The organism is Arthrobacter sp. SDTb3-6 (genome assembly GCF_013376095.1).
Classification (GTDB): Bacteria; Actinomycetota; Actinomycetes; order Actinomycetales; family Micrococcaceae; genus Specibacter.
Map to the genome: position 1 here is coordinate 149,799 of NZ_JAAMFN010000001.1, position 19,298 is coordinate 169,096.

Annotated in this window: 15 protein-coding genes; 11 read left to right on the forward strand and 4 right to left on the reverse strand. The window is 69.7% G+C overall.

Annotated elements, in window-relative coordinates; all coding sequences use genetic code 11:
* Nucleotides 1-29: 29 nt before the first annotated feature.
* The 5 genes from G6035_RS00770 (at nucleotide 30) to G6035_RS00790 (ending at nucleotide 6,547) form a co-directional block, all read left to right on the forward strand.
* Nucleotides 30-377: a holo-ACP synthase gene (locus G6035_RS00770; protein WP_113719140.1), complete on the forward strand. Its 348-nt coding sequence runs from the start codon at nucleotides 30-32 to the stop codon at nucleotides 375-377.
* Nucleotides 364-1,941, forward strand: a complete 1,578-nt coding sequence (locus tag G6035_RS00775; protein WP_256127638.1) for a bifunctional ADP-dependent NAD(P)H-hydrate dehydratase/NAD(P)H-hydrate epimerase — start codon at nucleotides 364-366, stop codon at nucleotides 1,939-1,941. Before G6035_RS00770 ends, G6035_RS00775 begins: the two co-directional genes overlap by 14 nt.
* 32 nt (nucleotides 1,942-1,973) lie before the next feature.
* Complete coding sequence (gene glgX, locus G6035_RS00780; RefSeq protein WP_176615153.1) at nucleotides 1,974-4,094, forward strand: glycogen debranching protein GlgX; 2,121 nt, start codon at nucleotides 1,974-1,976, stop codon at nucleotides 4,092-4,094.
* A gap of 60 nt (nucleotides 4,095-4,154) precedes the next feature.
* Nucleotides 4,155-5,192: an L-glyceraldehyde 3-phosphate reductase gene (gene mgrA / locus G6035_RS00785; protein ID WP_176615154.1), complete on the forward strand. Its 1,038-nt coding sequence runs from the start codon at nucleotides 4,155-4,157 to the stop codon at nucleotides 5,190-5,192.
* Between the two features lie 269 nt (nucleotides 5,193-5,461).
* Entirely contained in the window at nucleotides 5,462-6,547 is a 1,086-nt protein-coding gene (locus G6035_RS00790; protein ID WP_176615155.1) for an inositol-3-phosphate synthase, read from the forward strand.
* Nucleotides 6,548-6,671: 124 nt separating this feature from the next.
* Here G6035_RS00790 and G6035_RS00795 read toward each other — a convergent pair whose 3' ends face one another.
* Together G6035_RS00795 and G6035_RS00800 are read right to left on the reverse strand one after the other, a co-directional pair.
* Nucleotides 6,672-7,622, reverse strand: a complete 951-nt coding sequence (locus G6035_RS00795) for a DUF559 domain-containing protein (RefSeq protein ID WP_176615156.1) — start codon at nucleotides 7,620-7,622, stop codon at nucleotides 6,672-6,674.
* A 174-nt stretch (nucleotides 7,623-7,796) separates the two neighbouring features.
* Nucleotides 7,797-9,482, reverse strand: coding sequence for a glycoside hydrolase family 13 protein (locus G6035_RS00800; protein ID WP_176615157.1), 1,686 nt, complete (start codon nucleotides 9,480-9,482; stop codon nucleotides 7,797-7,799).
* A 118-nt stretch (nucleotides 9,483-9,600) separates the two neighbouring features.
* On the opposite strand from G6035_RS00800, the gene G6035_RS00805 reads away from it, so the two are divergent.
* Nucleotides 9,601-10,122 carry a serine protease inhibitor gene (locus G6035_RS00805; RefSeq protein WP_306295850.1) on the forward strand — a complete coding sequence of 174 codons (522 nt, stop codon included), beginning with the start codon at nucleotides 9,601-9,603 and terminating at the stop codon, nucleotides 10,120-10,122.
* A 102-nt stretch (nucleotides 10,123-10,224) separates the two neighbouring features.
* Here the strand turns inward: G6035_RS00805 and G6035_RS00810 are convergent, their stop codons facing one another.
* Entirely contained in the window at nucleotides 10,225-13,329 is a 3,105-nt protein-coding gene (locus tag G6035_RS00810; RefSeq protein ID WP_256127639.1) for a S8 family serine peptidase, read from the reverse strand.
* Nucleotides 13,330-13,566: 237 nt separating this feature from the next.
* On the reverse strand, nucleotides 13,567-14,871 hold the full coding sequence (locus G6035_RS00815) for a glycosyltransferase (RefSeq protein ID WP_176615159.1): 1,305 nt from the start codon (nucleotides 14,869-14,871) through the stop codon (nucleotides 13,567-13,569).
* A 144-nt stretch (nucleotides 14,872-15,015) separates the two neighbouring features.
* On the opposite strand from G6035_RS00815, the gene alr reads away from it, so the two are divergent.
* From alr to tsaD, 5 genes are all read left to right on the forward strand, one after another.
* A complete protein-coding gene (gene alr, locus G6035_RS00820) occupies nucleotides 15,016-16,206 on the forward strand; it encodes an alanine racemase (protein ID WP_176615160.1) in 1,191 nt (396 codons plus the stop codon).
* Nucleotides 16,206-16,817, forward strand: a complete 612-nt coding sequence (gene tsaE, locus G6035_RS00825; protein ID WP_176615161.1) for a tRNA (adenosine(37)-N6)-threonylcarbamoyltransferase complex ATPase subunit type 1 TsaE — start codon at nucleotides 16,206-16,208, stop codon at nucleotides 16,815-16,817. The genes alr and tsaE overlap by 1 nt, the downstream gene beginning before the upstream one ends.
* 9 nt (nucleotides 16,818-16,826) lie before the next feature.
* A complete protein-coding gene (gene tsaB, locus G6035_RS00830; RefSeq protein ID WP_176615162.1) occupies nucleotides 16,827-17,546 on the forward strand; it encodes a tRNA (adenosine(37)-N6)-threonylcarbamoyltransferase complex dimerization subunit type 1 TsaB in 720 nt (239 codons plus the stop codon).
* 131 nt (nucleotides 17,547-17,677) lie between these two features.
* Nucleotides 17,678-18,178 carry a ribosomal protein S18-alanine N-acetyltransferase gene (gene rimI, locus G6035_RS00835; RefSeq protein WP_176615163.1) on the forward strand — a complete coding sequence of 167 codons (501 nt, stop codon included), beginning with the start codon at nucleotides 17,678-17,680 and terminating at the stop codon, nucleotides 18,176-18,178.
* Nucleotides 18,175-19,266, forward strand: coding sequence for a tRNA (adenosine(37)-N6)-threonylcarbamoyltransferase complex transferase subunit TsaD (gene tsaD / locus G6035_RS00840; RefSeq protein WP_176615164.1), 1,092 nt, complete (start codon nucleotides 18,175-18,177; stop codon nucleotides 19,264-19,266). The genes rimI and tsaD overlap by 4 nt, the downstream gene beginning before the upstream one ends.
* Nucleotides 19,267-19,298 lie beyond the last annotated feature (32 nt).

The window sequence follows — 19,298 nt, forward strand, 5'->3', positions numbered from 1 at the left end:
TGGGAGCTTCTGGGGAATAGGCTGGGAGCATGATTATTGGCATTGGTGTGGACGTCGTTGACATAGAACGCTTTGGCCGGCAGCTGGAGCGTACGCCCGGGCTGCGGGACAGGTTGTTTGTGCCCGCCGAGCGCGGCCTGAACACCCAGTCGCTCGCAGCGCGCTTTGCCGCCAAGGAATCCGTGGCCAAGGCCCTCGGCGCGCCGGCCGGCATGAACTGGCAGGACTGCTGGATCGGCCTGGACGAGCACGGCCCCACCATCAACGTCAAGGACACTGTGGCCGCCGTCGCCAAGGCCAAGGGCATCAAGCGCTGGCACCTGTCCATGAGCCACGACGGCGGCATTTCCACGGCCATGGTGATTGCCGAGGGCTGACGTGCTCCCCGCCTACACCGCCGCAGCCGTGCGCGCTGCCGAACAGCCGCTGCTCGAGGCCGGGGGCGGGCCGGAATTGATGCAGCGCGCCGCGTACGGCCTGGCGATGGGCGTGGTTTCCGTGCTGCGGGGACGCGGCTGCGGCGTCTACGGATCGCACGTTGCCCTGCTCGTCGGTTCGGGCAACAACGGTGGTGACGCGTTGTTTGCCGGAGCCTGGCTGGCCGGACGCGGGGCCCGCGCGATGGCGCTGCTCACCAGCACCCGCACCCACCCTGGGGCGCTGGCCGCCTTCACGAAGGCCGGCGGCCTGATCCTCAGCGTCCCGGAGGGCAGCGACCGCTTTTGCGCCCAGGCCGCAGCCGCCGACGTGATTGTGGACGGACTTCTGGGCACCGGCGGGCATGGCGGCCTGCGGGAGCCCGCAGCAAGCATTGTGGCACGGTTGTGCAAAATAATCCCGAACAACCCGGCCGGCCCCGGTCCGGGGCCGGCGGCCACCTCCGCCCCCGCAGTGGTGGCATGCGACCTGCCCAGCGGCGTGGACGCCACCACCGGGGAAGTGCACGGGCCCGTGCTGCCGGCAACGCTCACCGTGACCTTCGGTGCCGCCAAGACAGGGCTGCTTGCGGCGCCGGGGGAGCAGCTCAGCGGTGGGGCCACCGTCGTCGGGCTGGGCATTGAGGACGGGCTGGGGACGCCGGATGTGCTCCGCCTGCAAACGGCGGACCTGGCGGCGCTGCTGCCACGGCCGGAAGCGGCCGACCAGAAATATACGCGCGGGGTGGCGGGGATCGTGGCCGGGTCCGCAGACTATCCGGGGGCGGCGCTGCTGGCAGTGGCCGCGGCGTCGGCCTGCGGACCGGGCATGGTGCGCTACCTGGGACCGGGCGCGGTGGCTGCCGCCCTGCATGTGCGCAACCCGGAGGCCGTATGCACCGAAGGTCCCCCGGACAGCGTCCGCGTGCAGGCCTGGCTTGCCGGTCCCGGCATTGACGGCGACCGGGAACAACTGGCCCGGGCCCGCCAGGCGCTGGCCTCCGGCCTGCCAACGGTGGTTGACGCCGGGGCGCTGGAACTCGTGTCCCGGGCGGCCGGGGCGGAGCAGTCGCACCTGGTCCTGACCCCGCATGCCGGCGAGCTGGCCGCACTCCTGACCAGGCTGGGTAAGGAGACCGAGCGGGCGGAGGTGGAAGCGGCCCCGCTGGCTGCCGCCCGCGATGCCGCCGCGCTGACAGGGGCCACGGTCCTGCTCAAGGGGCCGACCACCTTCGTGGCGTCCCCCGGCGGGAGGACGTACAGCCAGGGCGACGGCACGCCGTCGTTGGCCACGGCAGGCAGCGGCGACACCCTGGCCGGCATCCTGGTGGCACTGCTGGCCATGGACACCGGGCGCGGCCAGGCAGCCGGCGCGGACCCGCCCGACGCCTTGGCCGCAACTGCCGCGTTGGCGGCGGCATTCCATGGCAGACTGGGGCGGTACGGCACCGGGGCGCCGCTGAATGCCGGCATGCTGGCGGGGCGCATCCCGGCCGTGTGGAAAGGGCTGTCCGGAGCCTGCTGACCAACCAACGCACCAACCGCAAGGGGGAACCCGTGGAACCTTGGCCCGGAAAACCGTATCCGCTCGGCGCCGAGGCCGACGCCGACGGCACCAACTTCGCCCTGTTCAGCGACAGTGCCGAGGCCGTGTACCTGTGCCTGTTTGATGACGGCGGGAACGAGGAACGCATCCGCCTCACCGAAGTCGACGCGTACGTGTGGCACGGGTATGTGCCCGGGGTGAAGCCCGGCCAGCACTACGGCTTCCGCGTTGACGGGTCCTGGGACCCTGCCAACGGGAAACGGTTCAACGTCCACAAGCTGCTGCTGGACCCCTATGCCCGGGCCATTGCCGGCCAGGTGACGTGGGGCCAGCCGGTCTACGCATACACCTTCGGCGAGCCGCTCACCCGCAACGACGAGGACTCCGCCGCCCACACCTACCGCTCGGTGGTGGTCGATGCGGGCTTCGACTGGAGCGGCGATGACGGCCGGGAGGTGGCCCGGCCGGACACCCCCTACCACCGCACCGTCATCTACGAGGCCCACGTCAAGGGCCTGACCCGGCAGCATCCTGACGTGCCGGAACACCAGCGGGGCCGTTATGCAGGGGTGGCGCACCCCGCCGTCGTCGGGCACCTGAAGAAGCTGGGCGTGACCGCCGTCGAACTCATGCCGGTACAGCAATTTGTCCAGGACGACGCGCTGGAAAGCCGTGGACTGCGCAACTATTGGGGCTACAACACCATCGGCTTCTTTGCCCCGCACAACGAATATGCGGCCGACACGGACCCCTGCGGGCAGGTGCGCGAGTTCAAGGAGATGGTCAAGGAACTGCACCGCAACGGGCTCGAGGTGATCCTGGACGTCGTGTACAACCACACGGCCGAAGGCAGCGACCTGGGACCCACGCTTTCCTTCCGCGGGATCGACAACGACGGCTACTACCGCCTGGTCGAGGGCGACGCGGCCCACTACCTGGACTACACCGGGACCGGGAATTCCTTCAACGTCCGCCAGCCGCACCCCCTGGCGCTGATCATGGACTCCCTGCGGTACTGGGTCACCGAGATGCACGTGGACGGCTTCCGCTTTGACCTGGCCGCCACACTGGCCCGCGAATTCTACGAAGTGGACAAGCTCTCCACGTTCTTCGAAATGGTGCAGCAGGATCCGGTGATCTCCCGCGTCAAGCTCATCGCCGAACCCTGGGACCTGGGCCCCGGCGGCTACCAGGTGGGCAACTTCCCGCCGCAGTGGACCGAGTGGAACGGCAAGTTCCGCGACACCGTGCGCGACTTCTGGCGAGGGGAACCGGCCACGCTGGGGGAGTTTGCCTCCCGGCTGACGGGCTCCTCGGACCTGTACGGCCACTCCGGCCGCCGCCCCGTGGCGTCCATCAACTTCGTGACGGCCCACGACGGCTTCACCCTCGCCGACCTGGTCAGCTACAACGACAAGCACAACGACGCCAACGGGGAGGAGAACCGCGACGGCGAATCCACCAACCGTTCCTGGAACTGCGGCGTGGAGGGCCCCACCGACGACCCCGCCGTCAACAGCCTCCGCGCCCGGCAGCAGCGCAACTTCCTCACCACCTTGCTGCTGGCCCAGGGCGTGCCCATGATCTCCCACGGCGACGAGCTGGGCCGCACGCAGGGCGGCAACAACAACGGCTACGCCCAGGACTCGCCCCTGACCTGGATCGACTGGTCCGGCGCCGACACCGCCCTGGTTGACTTTGCCTCCCGACTGGGCGCACTGCGGGCAGCGCACCCGGTGTTCCGGCGCCGGCGCTTCTTTAACGGGCACCCCGTGGACCGCGGGGACGACGGCGCCCTGCCGGACATCGTGTGGCTGCGCCCCGACGCCGCCGCCATGACCGAGGCCGACTGGGAAAGCGGGTTCGGGCGCAGCATCGGGGTGTTCCTCAACGGTGACGGACTCCCGGACTGCGACGAACGCGGCCGGCCCGTGGTGGACGACTGCTTCCTGATGCTGTTCAACGCCGGGGACGACGTGGTGGACTTTACGCTGCCGGATGGGGGCTACGCGGACAGCTGGGTGGTGGAAATCCACACCGACGGCGTCAGTGCTGAGGAATTCGCGGCCGGGCAGGTGGTGGGCGTGGCCGGACGGTCCACGCTGGTGCTGCGCGCGCCCGGCCGGGACTGAGGCGCGGGGCCGGCGCGGCAAAAGCCGCCCGCGGTGCGCCGGGGGTGGCAGGATGGGGACATGACATTTCATGCTGCGGAAAACCGCTATGAGACCATGCCCTACCGCCGCGTCGGACGCAGCGGACTGAAACTGCCCGCCGTCTCGCTGGGCCTGTGGCACAACTTTGGCGATGACAAGCCGTTCGAGGTCCAGCGTGCCATCCTGCGCCGCGCCTTCGACCTGGGCGTCACCCACTTTGACCTGGCCAACAACTACGGCCCGCCGGACGGCAGCGCCGAAACCAACTTTGGCCGCCACCTCAAGGATGACTTTGCCGCCCACCGCGACGAACTGGTCATCTCCACCAAGGCCGGCTACTACATGTGGCCCGGGCCGTACGGCGAGTGGGGCTCCCGCAAGTACCTGCTGTCCAGCCTGGATGCGTCGTTGGGACGCATGGGCCTTGACTACGTGGACATCTTCTACAGCCACCGGCCAGACCCGGAAACGCCCATGGAGGAGACCATGGGCGCCCTGGACACGGCCGTTCGTTCCGGCAAGGCACTGTACGCGGGCATTTCGTCGTACACGCCCGCCCAGACGCTCGAGGCGGCACGGATCCTGAAGGAAATGGGTACGCCGCTGTTGATCCACCAGCCCTCCTACTCCATGCTGAACCGGTGGACGGAAAACGGCGAACCAAACCTGTACGAGGCCCTTGACGAGGTTGGCGCGGGGTCGATAGCGTTCTCGCCGCTGGCCCAGGGCATGCTCACGGACCGCTACCTCAACGGGGTCCCCGCCGACTCGCGGGCCGCCAAGGAACGCTTCCTGCACGAAAACGACCTCACCGAGGAAAAGATGGCCCGGGTGCGCGCGTTGAACGGCATCGCTGCCGCGCGCGGCCAGTCGCTGGCGCAAATGGCCATCGCCTGGATCCTGCGCCCGCAGGCCAAGGGCAGCGCCGTGACGTCCGCCCTGGTGGGTGCCTCCAGCGTCCGGCAGCTTGAAAACAATGTCGCCGCCATCAACAACCTGGCGTTTACGGACCGTGAACTCACCGCCATCGACGAGTTCGCCGTCGAATCCGACATCAACAAGTGGGCCCAAAAGTAGCTGCGTTAAGATGCCCCGGGGTCGCCCCGGGGCCCTCATGGGGCCGCCACCGGCCGGCGGCCCCATGAGGGCGGCCACGAAGATCTTTCGTGACGTGGGGAACAATGCCAAGGCGCGGTACGTTGCTTAGTATGGTTAGGGCGCCGTGGTGGCGCCGGGTCCGGTTCGACCAGCCGTCCGCCTGAGCTCACGAGAATTCCGTGCAGCCGTGCGCCGACCGATCGCCCTGAAATGGGTCCGGACCGGGATATTTTTTATGAAGGAGTTCCGTGTCCAATCATCCTATTCGGGTTGCCATTGTCGGTGTGGGAAACTGTGCCTCGTCGCTGGTCCAGGGCGTCCAGTACTACAAGGATGCCGATCCGTCCGCGAAGGTTCCGGGCCTGATGCACGTCGAGTTCGGGCCGTACCACGTCAATGACGTGACGTTCGTGGCCGCGTTCGACGTGGACGGCAAGAAGGTGGGGCTGGACCTCTCCGAGGCCATCGGCGCCAGCGAGAACAACACCATCAAGCTCGCTGATGTGCCCGTGCTCGACGTCCCCGTCCTGCGCGGACAGACCCTCGACGGCCTGGGCAAGTACTACCGCGAGACCATCGTGGAGTCCGACGCCGAGGCCGTGGACGTGGTGGCGACCCTCAAGGAAGCCAAGGTCGACGTCATGGTGTGCTACCTGCCGGTGGGCTCCGACGCCGCCGCCAAGTTCTACGCCCAGTGCGCCATCGACGCCGGGGTCGCCTTTGTCAACGCCCTGCCGGTGTTCATTGCCGGCACCAAGGAATGGGCCGACAAGTTCACCGCCGCCGGCGTGCCGATCATCGGCGATGACATCAAGAGCCAGATCGGCGCAACCATCACCCACCGTGTCATGGCCAAGCTGTTTGAGGACCGCGGCGTGATCCTGGACCGCACCTACCAGCTGAACGTCGGCGGCAACATGGACTTCAAGAACATGCTGGAACGCGACCGCCTCGAGTCCAAGAAGATTTCCAAGACCCAGGCCGTCACCTCCAACACCTCGGCCGTGCTGGGCGCGGACGACGTCCACATCGGCCCGTCCGACTACGTTGCGTGGCTCGACGACCGCAAGTGGGCCTTCGTCCGCCTGGAAGGCCGCAACTTCGGTGACGCGCCCGTATCCCTGGAATACAAGCTGGAAGTGTGGGATTCCCCGAACTCCGCCGGCGTGATCATCGACGCGATCCGCGCCGCCAAGATCGCCCTGGACCGCGGCATCGGCGGCCCCATCCTCTCCGCCGCGAGCTACTTCATGAAGTCCCCGCCCGTCCAGCACCCCGACGACGAGGCCCACGAGCTGGTCGAAGCGTTCATCCGCGGAGACATCGAGCGCTGACACCGACGCTCGGTTGCAACCGGGGCACTTTTCCCCGACGCCCGGTTGCAACCGGGTCGAAAAGGGCGGATGCTCCCTCACTTTTGTGAGGGGGGCATGCGCCCTTTTTTGATGTGGGACCGGTTCAGCTGCCCGTGGCGAAGCCGGCGACGATGGCCGGGTCCGTCCACGCGTTCCGCAGGGCCGCCTTGATCCGCCGGACGGCGCCGTCGTAGCCGTCGGCAAGGTCATGGTTGTCAAGGACCAGGACGGTCCAGCCGGCGTTGCGGAACGCTGCATCGCGGCGTTGGTCGCGTTTGGCCTGGAAGGGGTCGTCGTGGGTGCCGCCGTCGTACTGGATGGCGATCCTCCGCCGCCTGTAGCCGAGGTCGGCGGACGGGGCGCTCGGCGTCGGCCACAGGGACAGCTGCAGTTCCGGCTCCGGCAGGCCGGCGTCGAGCATGGCCAGCCGCAGCAGCGTCTCCGGCGCGGAATCGGCGCCCACCCGCATCAGCCCCAGTGCATCCCTCGCGCGGACGATCCCCTGGAGGTTTTTGTGCCTGGCGGTCATGGCGCGCAGTGAGGCGGGGGTGGCGTAGGGACCGGTGCGCCCCTCAAACACGGCGCGGGGGACCCGGATCAGCTGGTCGCCCATGCACACAAGGTTGGGCAGGGGGAGGTGGCGGGCCAAGTCCAGCCAGGTGCGGGCGCGGGTGCTGATCCGCAGCCCATTGACAGTTTCCACCTCGTCATCGTAGGCGAGAAGTGTATGGCCGGTGATGCCCCTGCGGCGGGTTTCGGGCAGTTTCCGGGGCTTGCTCACATGCAATTCCGCAGCGTCCTGGAGCCAGGGCGGGAGGATGAGTCCGTGCAGTTGTGCCGCCGTCGTATGGGAAATCCAGGCGCCGGGCGTGGCGGCACAAAGTGCGCGGGCTGCCTCGGACAGCGTGAACTCCCACGTCGCCGGCCTGTACAGTCCATACCCTGCGGCCATGAAGTTCGAGCCCCGCAGCCGGTCCCGGCTGACGCCCAGCGATTCGGCCTCGCCGAGCGTGAACGGTACGTCCGGGAGCCGGGATTCCTCTGGCGTGTCCATGGCTCCAGTATGGCCGCTGCCGGGCACCCGCCGCAGAAGTTATCCACAGCTCGGCGCCATCTGGAGCGGCCATGGGCGCAGACGTTGCGGACGTTGCGGAAGGGTTTGGAAACAGTGCCCCGGTTGCAACCGGGCGTTGGCGGAAAGTGCCCCGGTTGCAACCGGGCGTTTGGCCTAGGGGGCGAGCCAGAGGGTGGTTTCTGCCGGGACGGTACCGGTGGCCGGCACGCCGGAGCTGAGCACCACCTTGGCAGGGTCGACGCCGGAGGGCACCAGTGCGGGCGCGGCACCAAAGTTGGTCAGCACCTCCCAGCCGTTGGGGCGCCGGTAGTGCACCACGGACGCCGCCGGTTCGCTCAGCCAGGCCAGCGACTCGTCGGTTTGCAGCTTGCGCCGCCAGCCCAGCGCGGCGCGGTACATTTCCAGGGTGGAGCCCTCGACGCCGTCCTGTGCGTCGGCCGCGTGGCCGGCAAACCAGTCCGGCTGCGGCAGCCACGGGGTGCCGCCAAAGCCGAAGTTTGCCGCATCCCGCTGCCACGGCAGGGGCACCCGGCAACCGTCGCGGCCCTTCACCTTGTGCTGCGTGCGGAACCAGGTCGGGTCCTGCAGCGAGGCCTCCGGCAGGTCGGCCACCTCGAACAGCCCCAGCTCCTCGCCCTGGTAAAGATAGGCGGAGCCGGGCAGGCCCAACATGAACAGCGTTGCCGCCCGGGCCCGGCGCAGCCCGCGCCCCAGGTCAGCCGGGGGAACGGTGCCGCCGGCCAGCAGCCAGGCCTCGAGGTCTTCGAGGGTGCTGCCGTCCGGCAGGGCGTAGCGGGAGGCGTGGCGGACGACGTCGTGGTTGGAAAAAACCCACGTCGAGGACGCCCCGGACGCCTCGGCCTCCACGAGGCACTTCTCGGCGATGGCCCGGAACTCGGCGGCGTCAAACGGGGCCTGCAGGAGGTCGAAGTTGAAGGCCTGTCCGAGTTCGGTGGGGCGGGCGTACATGAGGCGGCGGTTGGTGAACGGCACCCAGGCCTCGGCCACGGCGGCCTTGGGGGGATCGTATTCGTTCAGGACGCCGCGCCAGCCGGTGAAGATGTCGTGGACGGCGTCGCGGTCAAAAAGCGGGTCCGAGCCGTCGTCCACGAGGATCTCCAGCTGGGGCTTGGACCGCAGCGGCAGGGACATGTCCTTCGCCAGCCCGTGGGCCACGTCCACGCGGAAGCCGTCCACGCCGCGGTCCGCCCAGAAGCGCAGGGTGGTGTGGAAGTCCGCCTGCACCTCGGGATGGTCCCAGTTGAAGTCGGGCTGCTCGGTGGCGAACAGGTGCAGGTACCACTGGCCCGGCCTGCCCGCGTTGGGGCCGGCCTGTTCCACGACCCGCGTCCAGGCCCCGCCGCCAAAGTGCGAGGGCCAGTCCGACGGCGGCAGCTCGCCGTTGACCCCCAGCCCGTCCGCGAAGTGGTACCGCGCGCGTTCGGGCGAGCCCGGGGCGGAGCCGAGGGCGGCCTGGAACCAGACGTGCCGGTTGGAGGAATGGTTCGGGACGACGTCCACGATCACCTTGATGCCGGCGTCGTGGCTGGCGGCGACCATGGCGTCGAAGTCGTCCAGCGTGCCCAGGCGGGGATCGACGTTGCGGTAGTCGTCGACGTCGTACCCGCCGTCAGCCAGCGCCGAGGGGTAGAACGGGCTCAGCCAGATCGCGTCGATGCCCAGCGCCGAGAGGTAGCCCATGCGGGCCGTGGCCCCGGGCAGGTCGCCGATGCCGTCGCCGGTGGCGTCCGAAAAGCTGCGCGGGTAGATCTGGTAGACGGCGGCCTGGCGCCACCAGCCGGCGTCCGGATGGGTGGAGGGGGATGCGGGAACGGTCATGGCAGGAATTCCTCTCGTCGTATCCGTGACGTTACCAACTTCGGCGCCGCCCTGGCGGGAACGTGTCCCCGCCCGCCGCCATGTCGGTGGGCTACCATGGCAGAAATGCAAGGAGGCGGTGGACCTGGGACGGTTGTGGAACCCCGCGGTGTTCGACGCCGCCGCCTGGGCCGGCGTGGTCCTGGCCGTCCTGCTGGCGGCCGGGTTGGCGGCGTGCGCGCCGGTGCCGGCGCTCCCGGGCACGGGCGGCCGGCCGCCGGCTTCCGGAATGCCGGTGCAGCCGCCGGCTGCGGCCACGGACCTGTCCATCACCGTGACGGCGTCGCCGGGGGCGAAGCCGCTGGACTACCGGCTGGTGGTGGAGAACGGCAGGCCCGGACCGGAAACAACTGTTCCGGACCCTGCCGCCGCCGTGGCGGCGCTGGAGCGCTACGGGCAGGCCATCTTCTTCCCCGTTCCGGGGCCGCCCCGGATGTGCAGCGACGTGTACAGCGGCCCGCAGGTGGCGGTGGTGCGCGGCGTGTTCAAGGGCCGTGACGTCCGCTCCACGTTCAAGCGGACCGACAGCTGCGAAACCGCGCGCTGGCAGGCCCTTGCGCCCTTGTTCGGCGCCGTGGCCGGCGGCACCGGCGCCACATAGCCGGTCCGGCCCGGCGCCGGGCCGGACCGGACCGGCCGTTAAAGTGCAGGGTGCCTGACTGGGCCGATAATGCATGGGCCGTTCCGGCCCGGCCAGGACTGCCTAGAGTTCCGGGTTTGGCTGGGCCGGTGACTCGGGCAGCACCAGCGGCTGGTGCTGCTTGTAAGGTTTGTCCTTCCCGGGCCCGCCCGTCCCCTGGTCCGGCACCACTGCGGTGCCGTCCGGGGAAACGACCACGGAAACGAACGTCTGGGTCCCGGTGCCGCCGAAGGAGACGCGCCCAATGTAGGAGCCCGGGTCCAGGCCGGTCCAGGCCAGGACCACCGCCCCCGACTTGCCGTTGGCCAGCTTCAGCGGGTTGGGCGTCACGGTCGCGTTGCCCGTCTCCGCGCCCAGCACAGCGGCGTCAACGGTGGCCTTCACGGCCGCCCCGTCGGCGCTGGAGTAGAGGTTCGCCAGGATCGTGTACGTGCCGGGCGCCGGGTCGGCCAGCGAAAGGGTCTCGCTGGAGGACCCGGTTCGGACGTCGTAGTACGATCCTGCCGGGTTGAAGACCACCATGTCGTAGTCGGCCGCCGGATCCGAGGAGATGACGGAGAACTTCGCCAGCTTGGCCCCGGCCGGGACCTGGACGGTCTTGAGGAAGTTCGACGGGCCGTCCGCCACCTCGAGCGGGCCGGGCACCAGCGAGATCTCCGAGGAATCCGCCTTCGACAACCCGTCGAGCGTCACCTGGATGGGGGCATTGGTGCCGGACACGACCGGGATGTTTCCGGTGCCGGTGCCGCCGGCGGAGGTGAACGCCACGTCCTTGGCCGCGATGACCGGCAGCGGCCGTACGGCGACGGGCGAGGCGACGTGCTTGCCGGCACCCTCCCAGACCAGGCTGCCCATGGCGAACTTGCCCAGCGGTGCCGTGGCGTTTTCGAAGGTGACCGTGAAGGTTTGCTGCTGGCCCGCCTTGGCGAAGTTCAGCACGGAAGGGGTGACCTTGACGTTCACGCCGGGCACCTTGGCCGTGGCCCGGTACAGGCCCGGTGCCAGAGCCGTCACGGTACGGGTGACGGTGACCTTGCCGGCCAGGCTGCCGAGGGCAAACGAGGCCAGGTTCATGTCGCGGGGCGCCGTGCTGCCGAGCCCCGGGATGCCCAGGTCCAGGCCGGTGCCCTGGATGAACCTGAGGTAGTCGTTGGTGCCGGCGTCGTAGACCAGGCCCGGGTCGGGCACCTTCGCGACGGCCACCTGGCCGGCGCCGGTTGCGAAGACGTCGGTGTTTTTGCTGCCGTCGGCATTGACGACGCCGGACGCCGTCGTCATCATGGCCGACTTGACCGTGGCAGGGGACCAGGTGGGGTGCCGGGACAGGACGAGGGCCCCGAAGCCGGCAACATGCGGGGACGCCATGGACGTTCCGGACATCATGCCGAACCGGGCGCCGTCGGAACCGATGGGTGAGACCCCGGCCAGCACGCCAACGCCGGGGGCGGCGACGTCGGGCTTGAGCAGGTCCGAATCCGTGGCCGTCAGCGGGCCCCTGGAGGAGAAGCCGGCGATCTGCGGCTGCGGCTCAACGGGCAGGCCCGTCGTGTCTTTGTTGACCAGGGCCACCAGGATGTCCGGGGTGGCCGTGACCTTGTCCTTGATCTGCTGGCTGGCCGGCGGGTTCACGTGGACCGTGGGCACCGAGTGGAGGTCAAGGTCCTCGGACCCGGGGGTGATGTTGGCCAGGATCATGCCGATCCCGCCCGCCCGCTTCACTTCGGCGCTCTTGGCCACCCGGTCAAAGACGCCGCGGTCGCAGACAACGACCTTGCCGGCGGCCTTGGCGGCGTCCAGCGAATCGGGGCCGCAGAGTTCCGGCGTGGCCGCGCCCGCTGCTGCCGCATCGGCGGCGAGGACAACGTGGCTGGCCGGGACTTCATGGTCCATCATGCTGGCACCGCGGAACTTGGTGCCGTCGGAAAATGCCGCCGTCCCCTGCAGTTCGGAGCTGAAGGTGGTGGCCGCGACGGTGGTCAGCCACGGGGCGCCGTGGTTGACCGTGCCTGCGGCGGGGCCGGAGTTGCCGGCGGACGCGGCCACAAAGACGCCGGCCGAGGCTGCGGACAGGAACGCCAGCGCCACGGGGTCGGTGATGGTGGCCGTGCTGCCGGAGATGGAATAGTTGAGCACGTCCACGCCGTCCAGGATGGCCTGGTCAATGGCCGCCACGGAGGCGGAGGTGTAGCAGCCGCCCGTGTTGGGGTCGTCGTCCTCCCAGCAGATCTTGTAGATGGACAGCTTCGCCGCCGGGGCAATGCCGCTGGTGGTGCCCATGTCCTTGCCGCCGACCGTGGCATGGATGTTGGCGTTGCCGGCCGCGGTGCTGGCCGTGTGCGTGCCGTGGCTGCCCACGTCCACCGGCGAAAGCAGTTCCTGTGGCGCCCGGTGTTCCGGTGCCACGTAGTTCAGGAAGTCTTCGGCGAAGTACCGTGCGCCCAGGACCTTGGAGTTGCAGGCGGAGCCGTCAAAGGCGGCGCCGCTGCCCGTGCCCGGCTGGCACTCGCCGAGGAACGTTTCGCCGTCGGCCTTCAACATGGCGATCTTGCCGTCCGGGGTGCGGTAGGGGACCCCCACCTGCGGTGTGCCCGTCAGCGGCTTGACGTCATCGCCGGCGAAGAACGGGCTCGACGGCGTATACCCCGAGTCGATCACGCCCACCACGACGCCCTTGCCGGCGTTCCCCTGTCCGCCAAAGGCGGAGTTCCAGGTGCCGTTCGGCCCGCTCAGGCCCAGGAAATCGGTGGTGGAGTAGTCCGGTGCGTTCTCCGTGTCCGGGGCAACCATCAGGACTTGCGGGTCCCTGGCCAGCTTGAGGGCCTGTGCGGCGGACAGTTCCGCCGAGAAGCCGTTGAGGGCGGCGGTGTACGTCCGGTTGATCTTGACATTTTCAGATTTGGCCACGGCCGACTGCCTGGTGCGCAGGTGGTCCTGGTACTTCTTCACGGCCGGCTTGCTGGCATCGAGCTTGCGGCCCTTGTCCGGCTTGGTTGCGGCCAGCCCGGCAGTGCCGCCCGCATAGGTCGCGGCCGGCCTTTCGGCCAGGACCACAATGTAGCGGCCCGCCTGGTAGGTGGCCGGGCCAGGGTTTTTGGCCTGGACGGTGGATGCCGTGGCCGGCAGCGGGCCGGCCGTGGCCGGCAGCGCCCCCACGGTGGCCAGGAGCAACGGAAGGCCTGCGGAAATTGCCGCAGCCCTCCTGAATCCCGGCCTGGATAACAGAGCTCTCCCCAAGGTTTTCACGAGTGATGTGGACCTTTCGACAGGAACCGCCCGGCGTTTTTGCCGGGACAGTTGACGTTGCGCCATAAATGACAAAGTTGTCATCTAAATGCGGGTACTTGTCACACGCTACAGCGTTGCCCGGTTTTGTGATAGGGGACACGCCTGCCCGTCAGTGGCTGGTCAGCAGCCCGGCGGGGCCACGTATTGGTAGGTCAGCGAAAGGTCGTAGCTGGCCATGGTCTGCGCGGCCGTGTTTTCCCATCCGAACGACTCGGCAAACACGGAGGCGGCCCGTCCCATGTCCTTGCGGGTCTGCGGGAAGTCGTGGAGCGAGGCGATGGCTTCGGCCCAAAGCCTGGAGGAGCGGCCGTCCACCAGCAGCCCCGTGCGGCCGTCGCTGACGGCACGCGGCAGTCCGCCCACGTTGGTGGCGACGACGGCGGTCCCGCACGCCTGTGCTTCCAACGCCACCAGCCCGAAGGACTCGCTGGCCGACGGCACGGCCACCAGGTCCGCGCTGCGGTACCAGTCCGCCAGTTCCGCGGCGGTGACGGGCGGGAGCACGGCGGCGGTGCCGGCGAGGCCGGCCTCCGCCACCAGCTGGCCGAGGTCGTACTTGTCGTTGCCGCTGCGGGCGCCGAGGAAGGTCAGCCGCAGCGGAATGTCAGGGCGTTCGGCGCGCAGCAGCTTCGCCGCCTTGACCAGCACATGCGGGCCCTTCAGCCGTTGCAGCCGGCCGGCAAACACCACATGGAAGTCGGCCGGGGCAATGCCGCGCAGCTGGCGTGAACGGTCGCGGAAGGCCGGCTTGAACACCTTCAGGTCCACGCCGGGGGAGACCACGTCAATGCGCTGCTCACAGCCGTCGTAATGTGCCTCCAGCTCCGCGGCCTCGGCCGTCGTGTTGGCAATCAGGCGCGTGGCCGCAGCCACGATCTGCTGTTCGCCCTCTTCCCTGATGCCCGGTTCGGCGGCCTGGCCCGAGGGCAGGTGCTTGTTCTTCACCCGGGCCATGGTGTGCATCGTGTGGACCAGCGGCAGGTCAAGCCCGCGGGCCACCAGGATGCCGGCCATCCCGGATACCCAATAATGGGAATGCACCACGTTGACGGGGACGGGCCCGGGAAGGCCGCCGCCCGCACCGGCCGCCGGCCAGGCCGGGGACGGCTGGGTGGAAAGGTGGCGCATGTGGGCGGCAACGGCGTCGGCCATCTGGGGGACCAGCTCCGGCAGCGACTCCTTGGACACCTTGCCGAAGGGGCCCGCCGTCACATGGTGGACGTTCACGCCGGGCGCCAGCGCCACCGTGTCCGCCAGTTCCAGGGACGTCCGGCGCGTATAAATGTCAACCAGGATGCCCGCCGCGGCCAGCTCCAGGGCCAGCTGGCGGACGTAGACGTTCATGCCGCCGGCGTCGCCCCCGCCCGGCTGGTCCAGGGGGGAGGTGTGGAGGGAGAGCATGGCAACGCGTCGAACCTGGTGCACTGGCGTGCCTTTCCTGCCGGGCCTGGAAATTTATCCTTTCCATCTTCGCACTGCGGTGCTGGAATCACCGCGCCCCGGCGGCCGGGCCGCCCCCTGGCCGTCCGGCCGCGCGGGGTCGGCGGCGCGAAGGCCTAAAATGAAGCTGTGAATCCCACCGTTGAGCCCCTGCCCGTCCACGGCCACGTCCCGGAACGGCAAGCCGTCATCAACCTTTCCGCCATCGCCCACAACATCGGGACGCTGCGTTCCATTGCGGCCCCGGCCAAGCTCATGGCCGTGGTCAAGGCCGACGCCTACGGCCACGGCATGCTGCCCGTGGCCCGCACCGCCCTGGCCGCGGGGGCGGACTGGCTGGGCACGGCCCACGTCTCCGAGGCCCTCCAGCTCCGCGCAGCCGGCATTGACGCGCCGGTGCTCGCCTGGCTGCACACCCCGTCCACCGACTTCGCGGCAGCCGTCGCCGCCGGCATCGACGTGGGCTGCTCCGGCTGGGAGCTGGAACACATTGCCGCCGCCGCGCGCGCGCAGGAACGCCCGGCACGCATCCACCTGAAGATTGACACTGGACTGGGGCGCAACGGCTGCTCCATGGCCGGGTGGGATGCGCTGGTCTCCGACGCCATCGCCTACCAGGACGAGGGGCTGCTGCGCGTGGTGGGCGTCTTCAGCCACCTGGCCGTGGCCGACGAGCCCCACCGGCCCGAAACGGACGCCCAGCTCGAGGTGTTCCGCGAGGCCGTGGCCATTGCCGAGGACGCCGGCGCGGACCTGGAAGTGCGCCACATTGCCAACACGCCGGCCACGCTGTCCCGCCCGGACGCACACTTTGACCTGGTCCGCACGGGCCTGGGCATCTACGGCCTCTCGCCGTTTGAGGACCGCACCTCCGCCCAGCTGGGCCTGGTCCCGGCCATGACGCTGCAAACCCGCGTGGCCCTCTGCAAGGACGTGCCCGCCGGCCAGGGCGTGTCCTACGGGCTGAATTTTGTCAGCAACCGGCCCACCACCCTGGGGCTGATCCCGCTGGGGTATGCGGACGGGATTCCGCGCGTCGCCACGGGCGGCCCCGTCCGCGTCAATGGCACCACCTACCCCGTGGTGGGCCGGATCGCCATGGACCAGATGGTCATTGACCTTGGCCCCGACGGGCGTGCAGGCTTCAGCGGTGCCGAGGTGCCCGGCTCGGCGCTTGGCTGCGCCGCCGTCCTCTTTGGTGACGGGTCCGACGGCGGTCCCCTCGTTGAGCAGTGGGCCGAAGCCGCCGGGACGGTCAACTACGAGGTGGTGACCCGCATCAGCGGGCGCGTCCCGCGCAGCTATGTGGGCGGCGCCTGATGGCCTGGGAATTTGCCACCGCCACGGCCGGGGAAACCCAGCGGCTGGCCGAAAACCTCGCCGGCCTGCTCAGGGCCGGCGATCTGGTCATCCTCAGCGGCGGGCTGGGGGCCGGCAAAACCACGTTCACGCAGGGCCTGGGCCGCAGCCTCGGCGTGCGCGAGGGCATCATCTCGCCGACGTTCGTGCTGGTCCGCATCCACCACAACCTGGCTGACGGCCCCCGACCCGGCGGCCCCGACCTGGTCCATGTGGACGCGTACCGGCTTGGCTCCGAGGCCGAAATTGACGACATCGACCTGGAAAACACCATGGACTCGGCCGTCACCGTCGTGGAATGGGGCGCCGGCCGGGTGGAGCACCTCTCCGCCAACAGGCTCGAAATCGAGCTGGGCCGCAGCACGGGCGGCCGGGACACAGGCAGCGGGACCCCCGGCGAGGCATCAGGCGGGGACGGCGTGGCGCCCGGCGCCTTTGAAGCCGACGACGCCGATGAACCCCGGACCGTGCGCCTGAACGCCGTCGGCCCGCGCTGGGACGGCGTTGACTTCAGCGTGCTCGACGGGACCGGCACCCGCCAGCCCGCCGGTCCGCGCGGGACCGTGGAATAGGCTGGATGCGTGCGCATCCTCACCATTGACACCTCCGCCGTGGCCAGCGCGGCCCTGCTTTCCTTCGACGGGACCGCAGCGTCCGCCGCGCCTGCACGGGTCGAGGCAGAATTTGCCACGGCCGACACCCGCACCCACGCCGAGGTGCTGGCCCCGGGCATCCGGTCCCTGTTCACCGACCCTGTCGCGGAAGGGCCCGCGCTGGACGCCATCGTGGTCGGGGTGGGCCCCGGCCCGTTCACCGGCCTGCGGTCCGGGATTGCCATGGCCCGCACACTGGCGTTCACCTGGCAGGTGCCTCTGCACGGGCTCATGAGCCTGGAGGCTCTGGCCTGGGACGTGCTCGCGCTGCGGCAGGCCGCGCAGGGGCCGGCGGGCCGGCCCGCCGGCGAGTTTGTGGTGGCGACGGACGCCCGGCGGAAGGAAGTCTACTGGGCGCGCTTCTCCGGCACCGGCGAACTGTTGGAGGGCCCGGTGGTGGGCCCGGCTGCGGACCTCCGGGACGTGCCCGTCCACGGGGCTGGCGCAGGACTGTACGCTGCGGAGCTTGCGGGGAACGGCTGCACCGTGGACCCCGCCACCGCCGGCCTGCAGCCCACCGCCGCCTCCTTGGGCCACATGGCGTCGGGCAGGATCCGGGCCGGGATCGAGCTGCCCGGCAGCGCGCCGTTGTACCTGCGTGAGTCCGACGCGAAGGTCCCCGGACCCCGGAAGCGGGCCCTGCTGTGAATGGACCTGCTGTGAATGGACCGGCTGTGAATGGAGCTGCTGCGAATGGGCCGGCCGGGAATGGGCCTGCTGTCACGGGCCAGGAGGCGGACGTCGCCCGGGTGCCCCAGGCGCCGGCGACGCTGCGGGACATGGCCGCGTCCGACGTCGGCCCCATCACGGCCATGGACGCCCTGCTGTTCGGTGTGGACTGCTGGCCGCGCCAGCTCTTTGAAGACGAGTTGGCCGCACCCCTGACCAGGCGGTACATCGTCGCCGAAGTGCCCGGCGGGGACGGCCGCCCCCAAACCGTGGGGTACGCGGGGCTCATGTGCGTGCCGCCCATCGGGGACATCCAGACCATCGGCGTCCTGCCGGAATTTGAGGGACGCGGCATTGCCCGGGCCATGCTGGCCGAACTCATCGGGGAGGCGCGGCGGCGCGGCGCCCGGGACGTGATGTTGGAGGTCAGCGCCACCAACCCGCGCGCGCAGGAACTCTACCGCCGCTTTGGCTTTGAACACATCCACACCCGCCGCCGCTACTACCGGGACGGCTCGGACGGGCTGGTCATGCGCCTGTCCGTGGCCGCCTGGACCGGCGCGGCAGCCGCCGATGCTGCGGAAACGACAGACACGAAGGACCCGTCATGAACCAGGCCAATCCGCTGATCCTGGGGATCGAATCCTCTTGCGACGAAACCGGCGTGGGGCTGGTCCACGGGGTCGAGCTGCTCACCAACACGGTGTCCTCCTCCATGGAGGAGCACGTGCGCTTTGGCGGCGTGATCCCCGAGATCGCCTCGCGGGCGCACCTGGACGCGTTTGTGCCCACGCTGGAACAGGCGCTCGCCGACGCCGGCGTGGCGCTGGCCGACGTCGATGCCATCGCGGTGACCAGCGGACCCGGGCTGGCCGGCGCCCTCATGGTGGGCGTGAGTGCCGCCAAGGCCCTGGCCCTGGCCACGGGCAAGCCGCTGTACGCCATCAACCACCTGGTGGCACACGTGGGCGTGGGGCTGCTGGACGAGTCGATCGCCGCCGCGTCCACGGCGGGGAAACTGCCGGAAAACCTCGGCGCCCTGCTGGTTTCCGGCGGCCACACCGAAATCCTGCGGGTGCGCAGCATCGCCTCAGACGTGGAATTGCTGGGCGCCACGATAGATGACGCCGCCGGTGAGGCCTTTGACAAGGTGGCCCGGCTGCTCGGCCTGAGCTACCCCGGCGGGCCCGCCATCGACAGGCTGGCCAGGGAGGGCAATCCCAAGGCCATCCGGTTTCCCCGGGGGCTGAGCGTCCCCAAGTACATGGGCACCGCCGAAGCCCCCGGACCGCACCGTTATGACTTTTCCTTCTCCGGCCTGAAGACCGCGGTGGCCCGCTGCGTGGAGGGGTACGAAGCCCGGGGTGAGGACGTCCCGGTGGCCGACGTGGCGGCGTCGTTCCAGGAAGCGGTGATGGACGTCGTCACTGCCAAGGCGGTGCTGGCGTGCCGCGAAAACGGCATCACCACGCTGCTGCTGGGCGGCGGCGTGGCTGCCAATTCCCGGCTGCGCGAACTGGCCCGGAAGCGGTGCGAGGCGGCGGGCATTGCGCTGCTGGTGCCCAAGCTGTCCCTGTGCACCGACAACGGCGCCATGGTGGCGGCCCTTGGCGCCCAGCTGGTCATGAACGGGGTGGCGCCCAGCAACCTCGCGTTCGCACCCGACTCCTCCATGCCGGTGGGCAGCATCAGCCTGTAGCGCGAACCGGCACCTGACGCGGATGCCCGCAA

Bases quoted from the DNA above. Each gene is read 5' to 3' on its own strand.
- tsaE (WP_176615161.1), top strand. From the start codon at position 16,206: ATGGCCTGGGAATTTGCCACCGCCACGGCCGGGGAAACCCAGCGGCTG.
- G6035_RS00770 (WP_113719140.1), top strand. From the start codon at position 30: ATGATTATTGGCATTGGTGTGGACGTCGTTGACATAGAACGCTTTGGC.
- G6035_RS00800 (WP_176615157.1), bottom strand. From the start codon at position 9,482: ATGACCGTTCCCGCATCCCCCTCCACCCATCCGGACGCCGGCTGGTGG.
- tsaD (WP_176615164.1), top strand. From the start codon at position 18,175: ATGAACCAGGCCAATCCGCTGATCCTGGGGATCGAATCCTCTTGCGAC.
- G6035_RS00795 (WP_176615156.1), bottom strand. From the start codon at position 7,622: ATGGACACGCCAGAGGAATCCCGGCTCCCGGACGTACCGTTCACGCTC.
- mgrA (WP_176615154.1), top strand. From the start codon at position 4,155: ATGACATTTCATGCTGCGGAAAACCGCTATGAGACCATGCCCTACCGC.
- rimI (WP_176615163.1), top strand. From the start codon at position 17,678: ATGGCCGCGTCCGACGTCGGCCCCATCACGGCCATGGACGCCCTGCTG.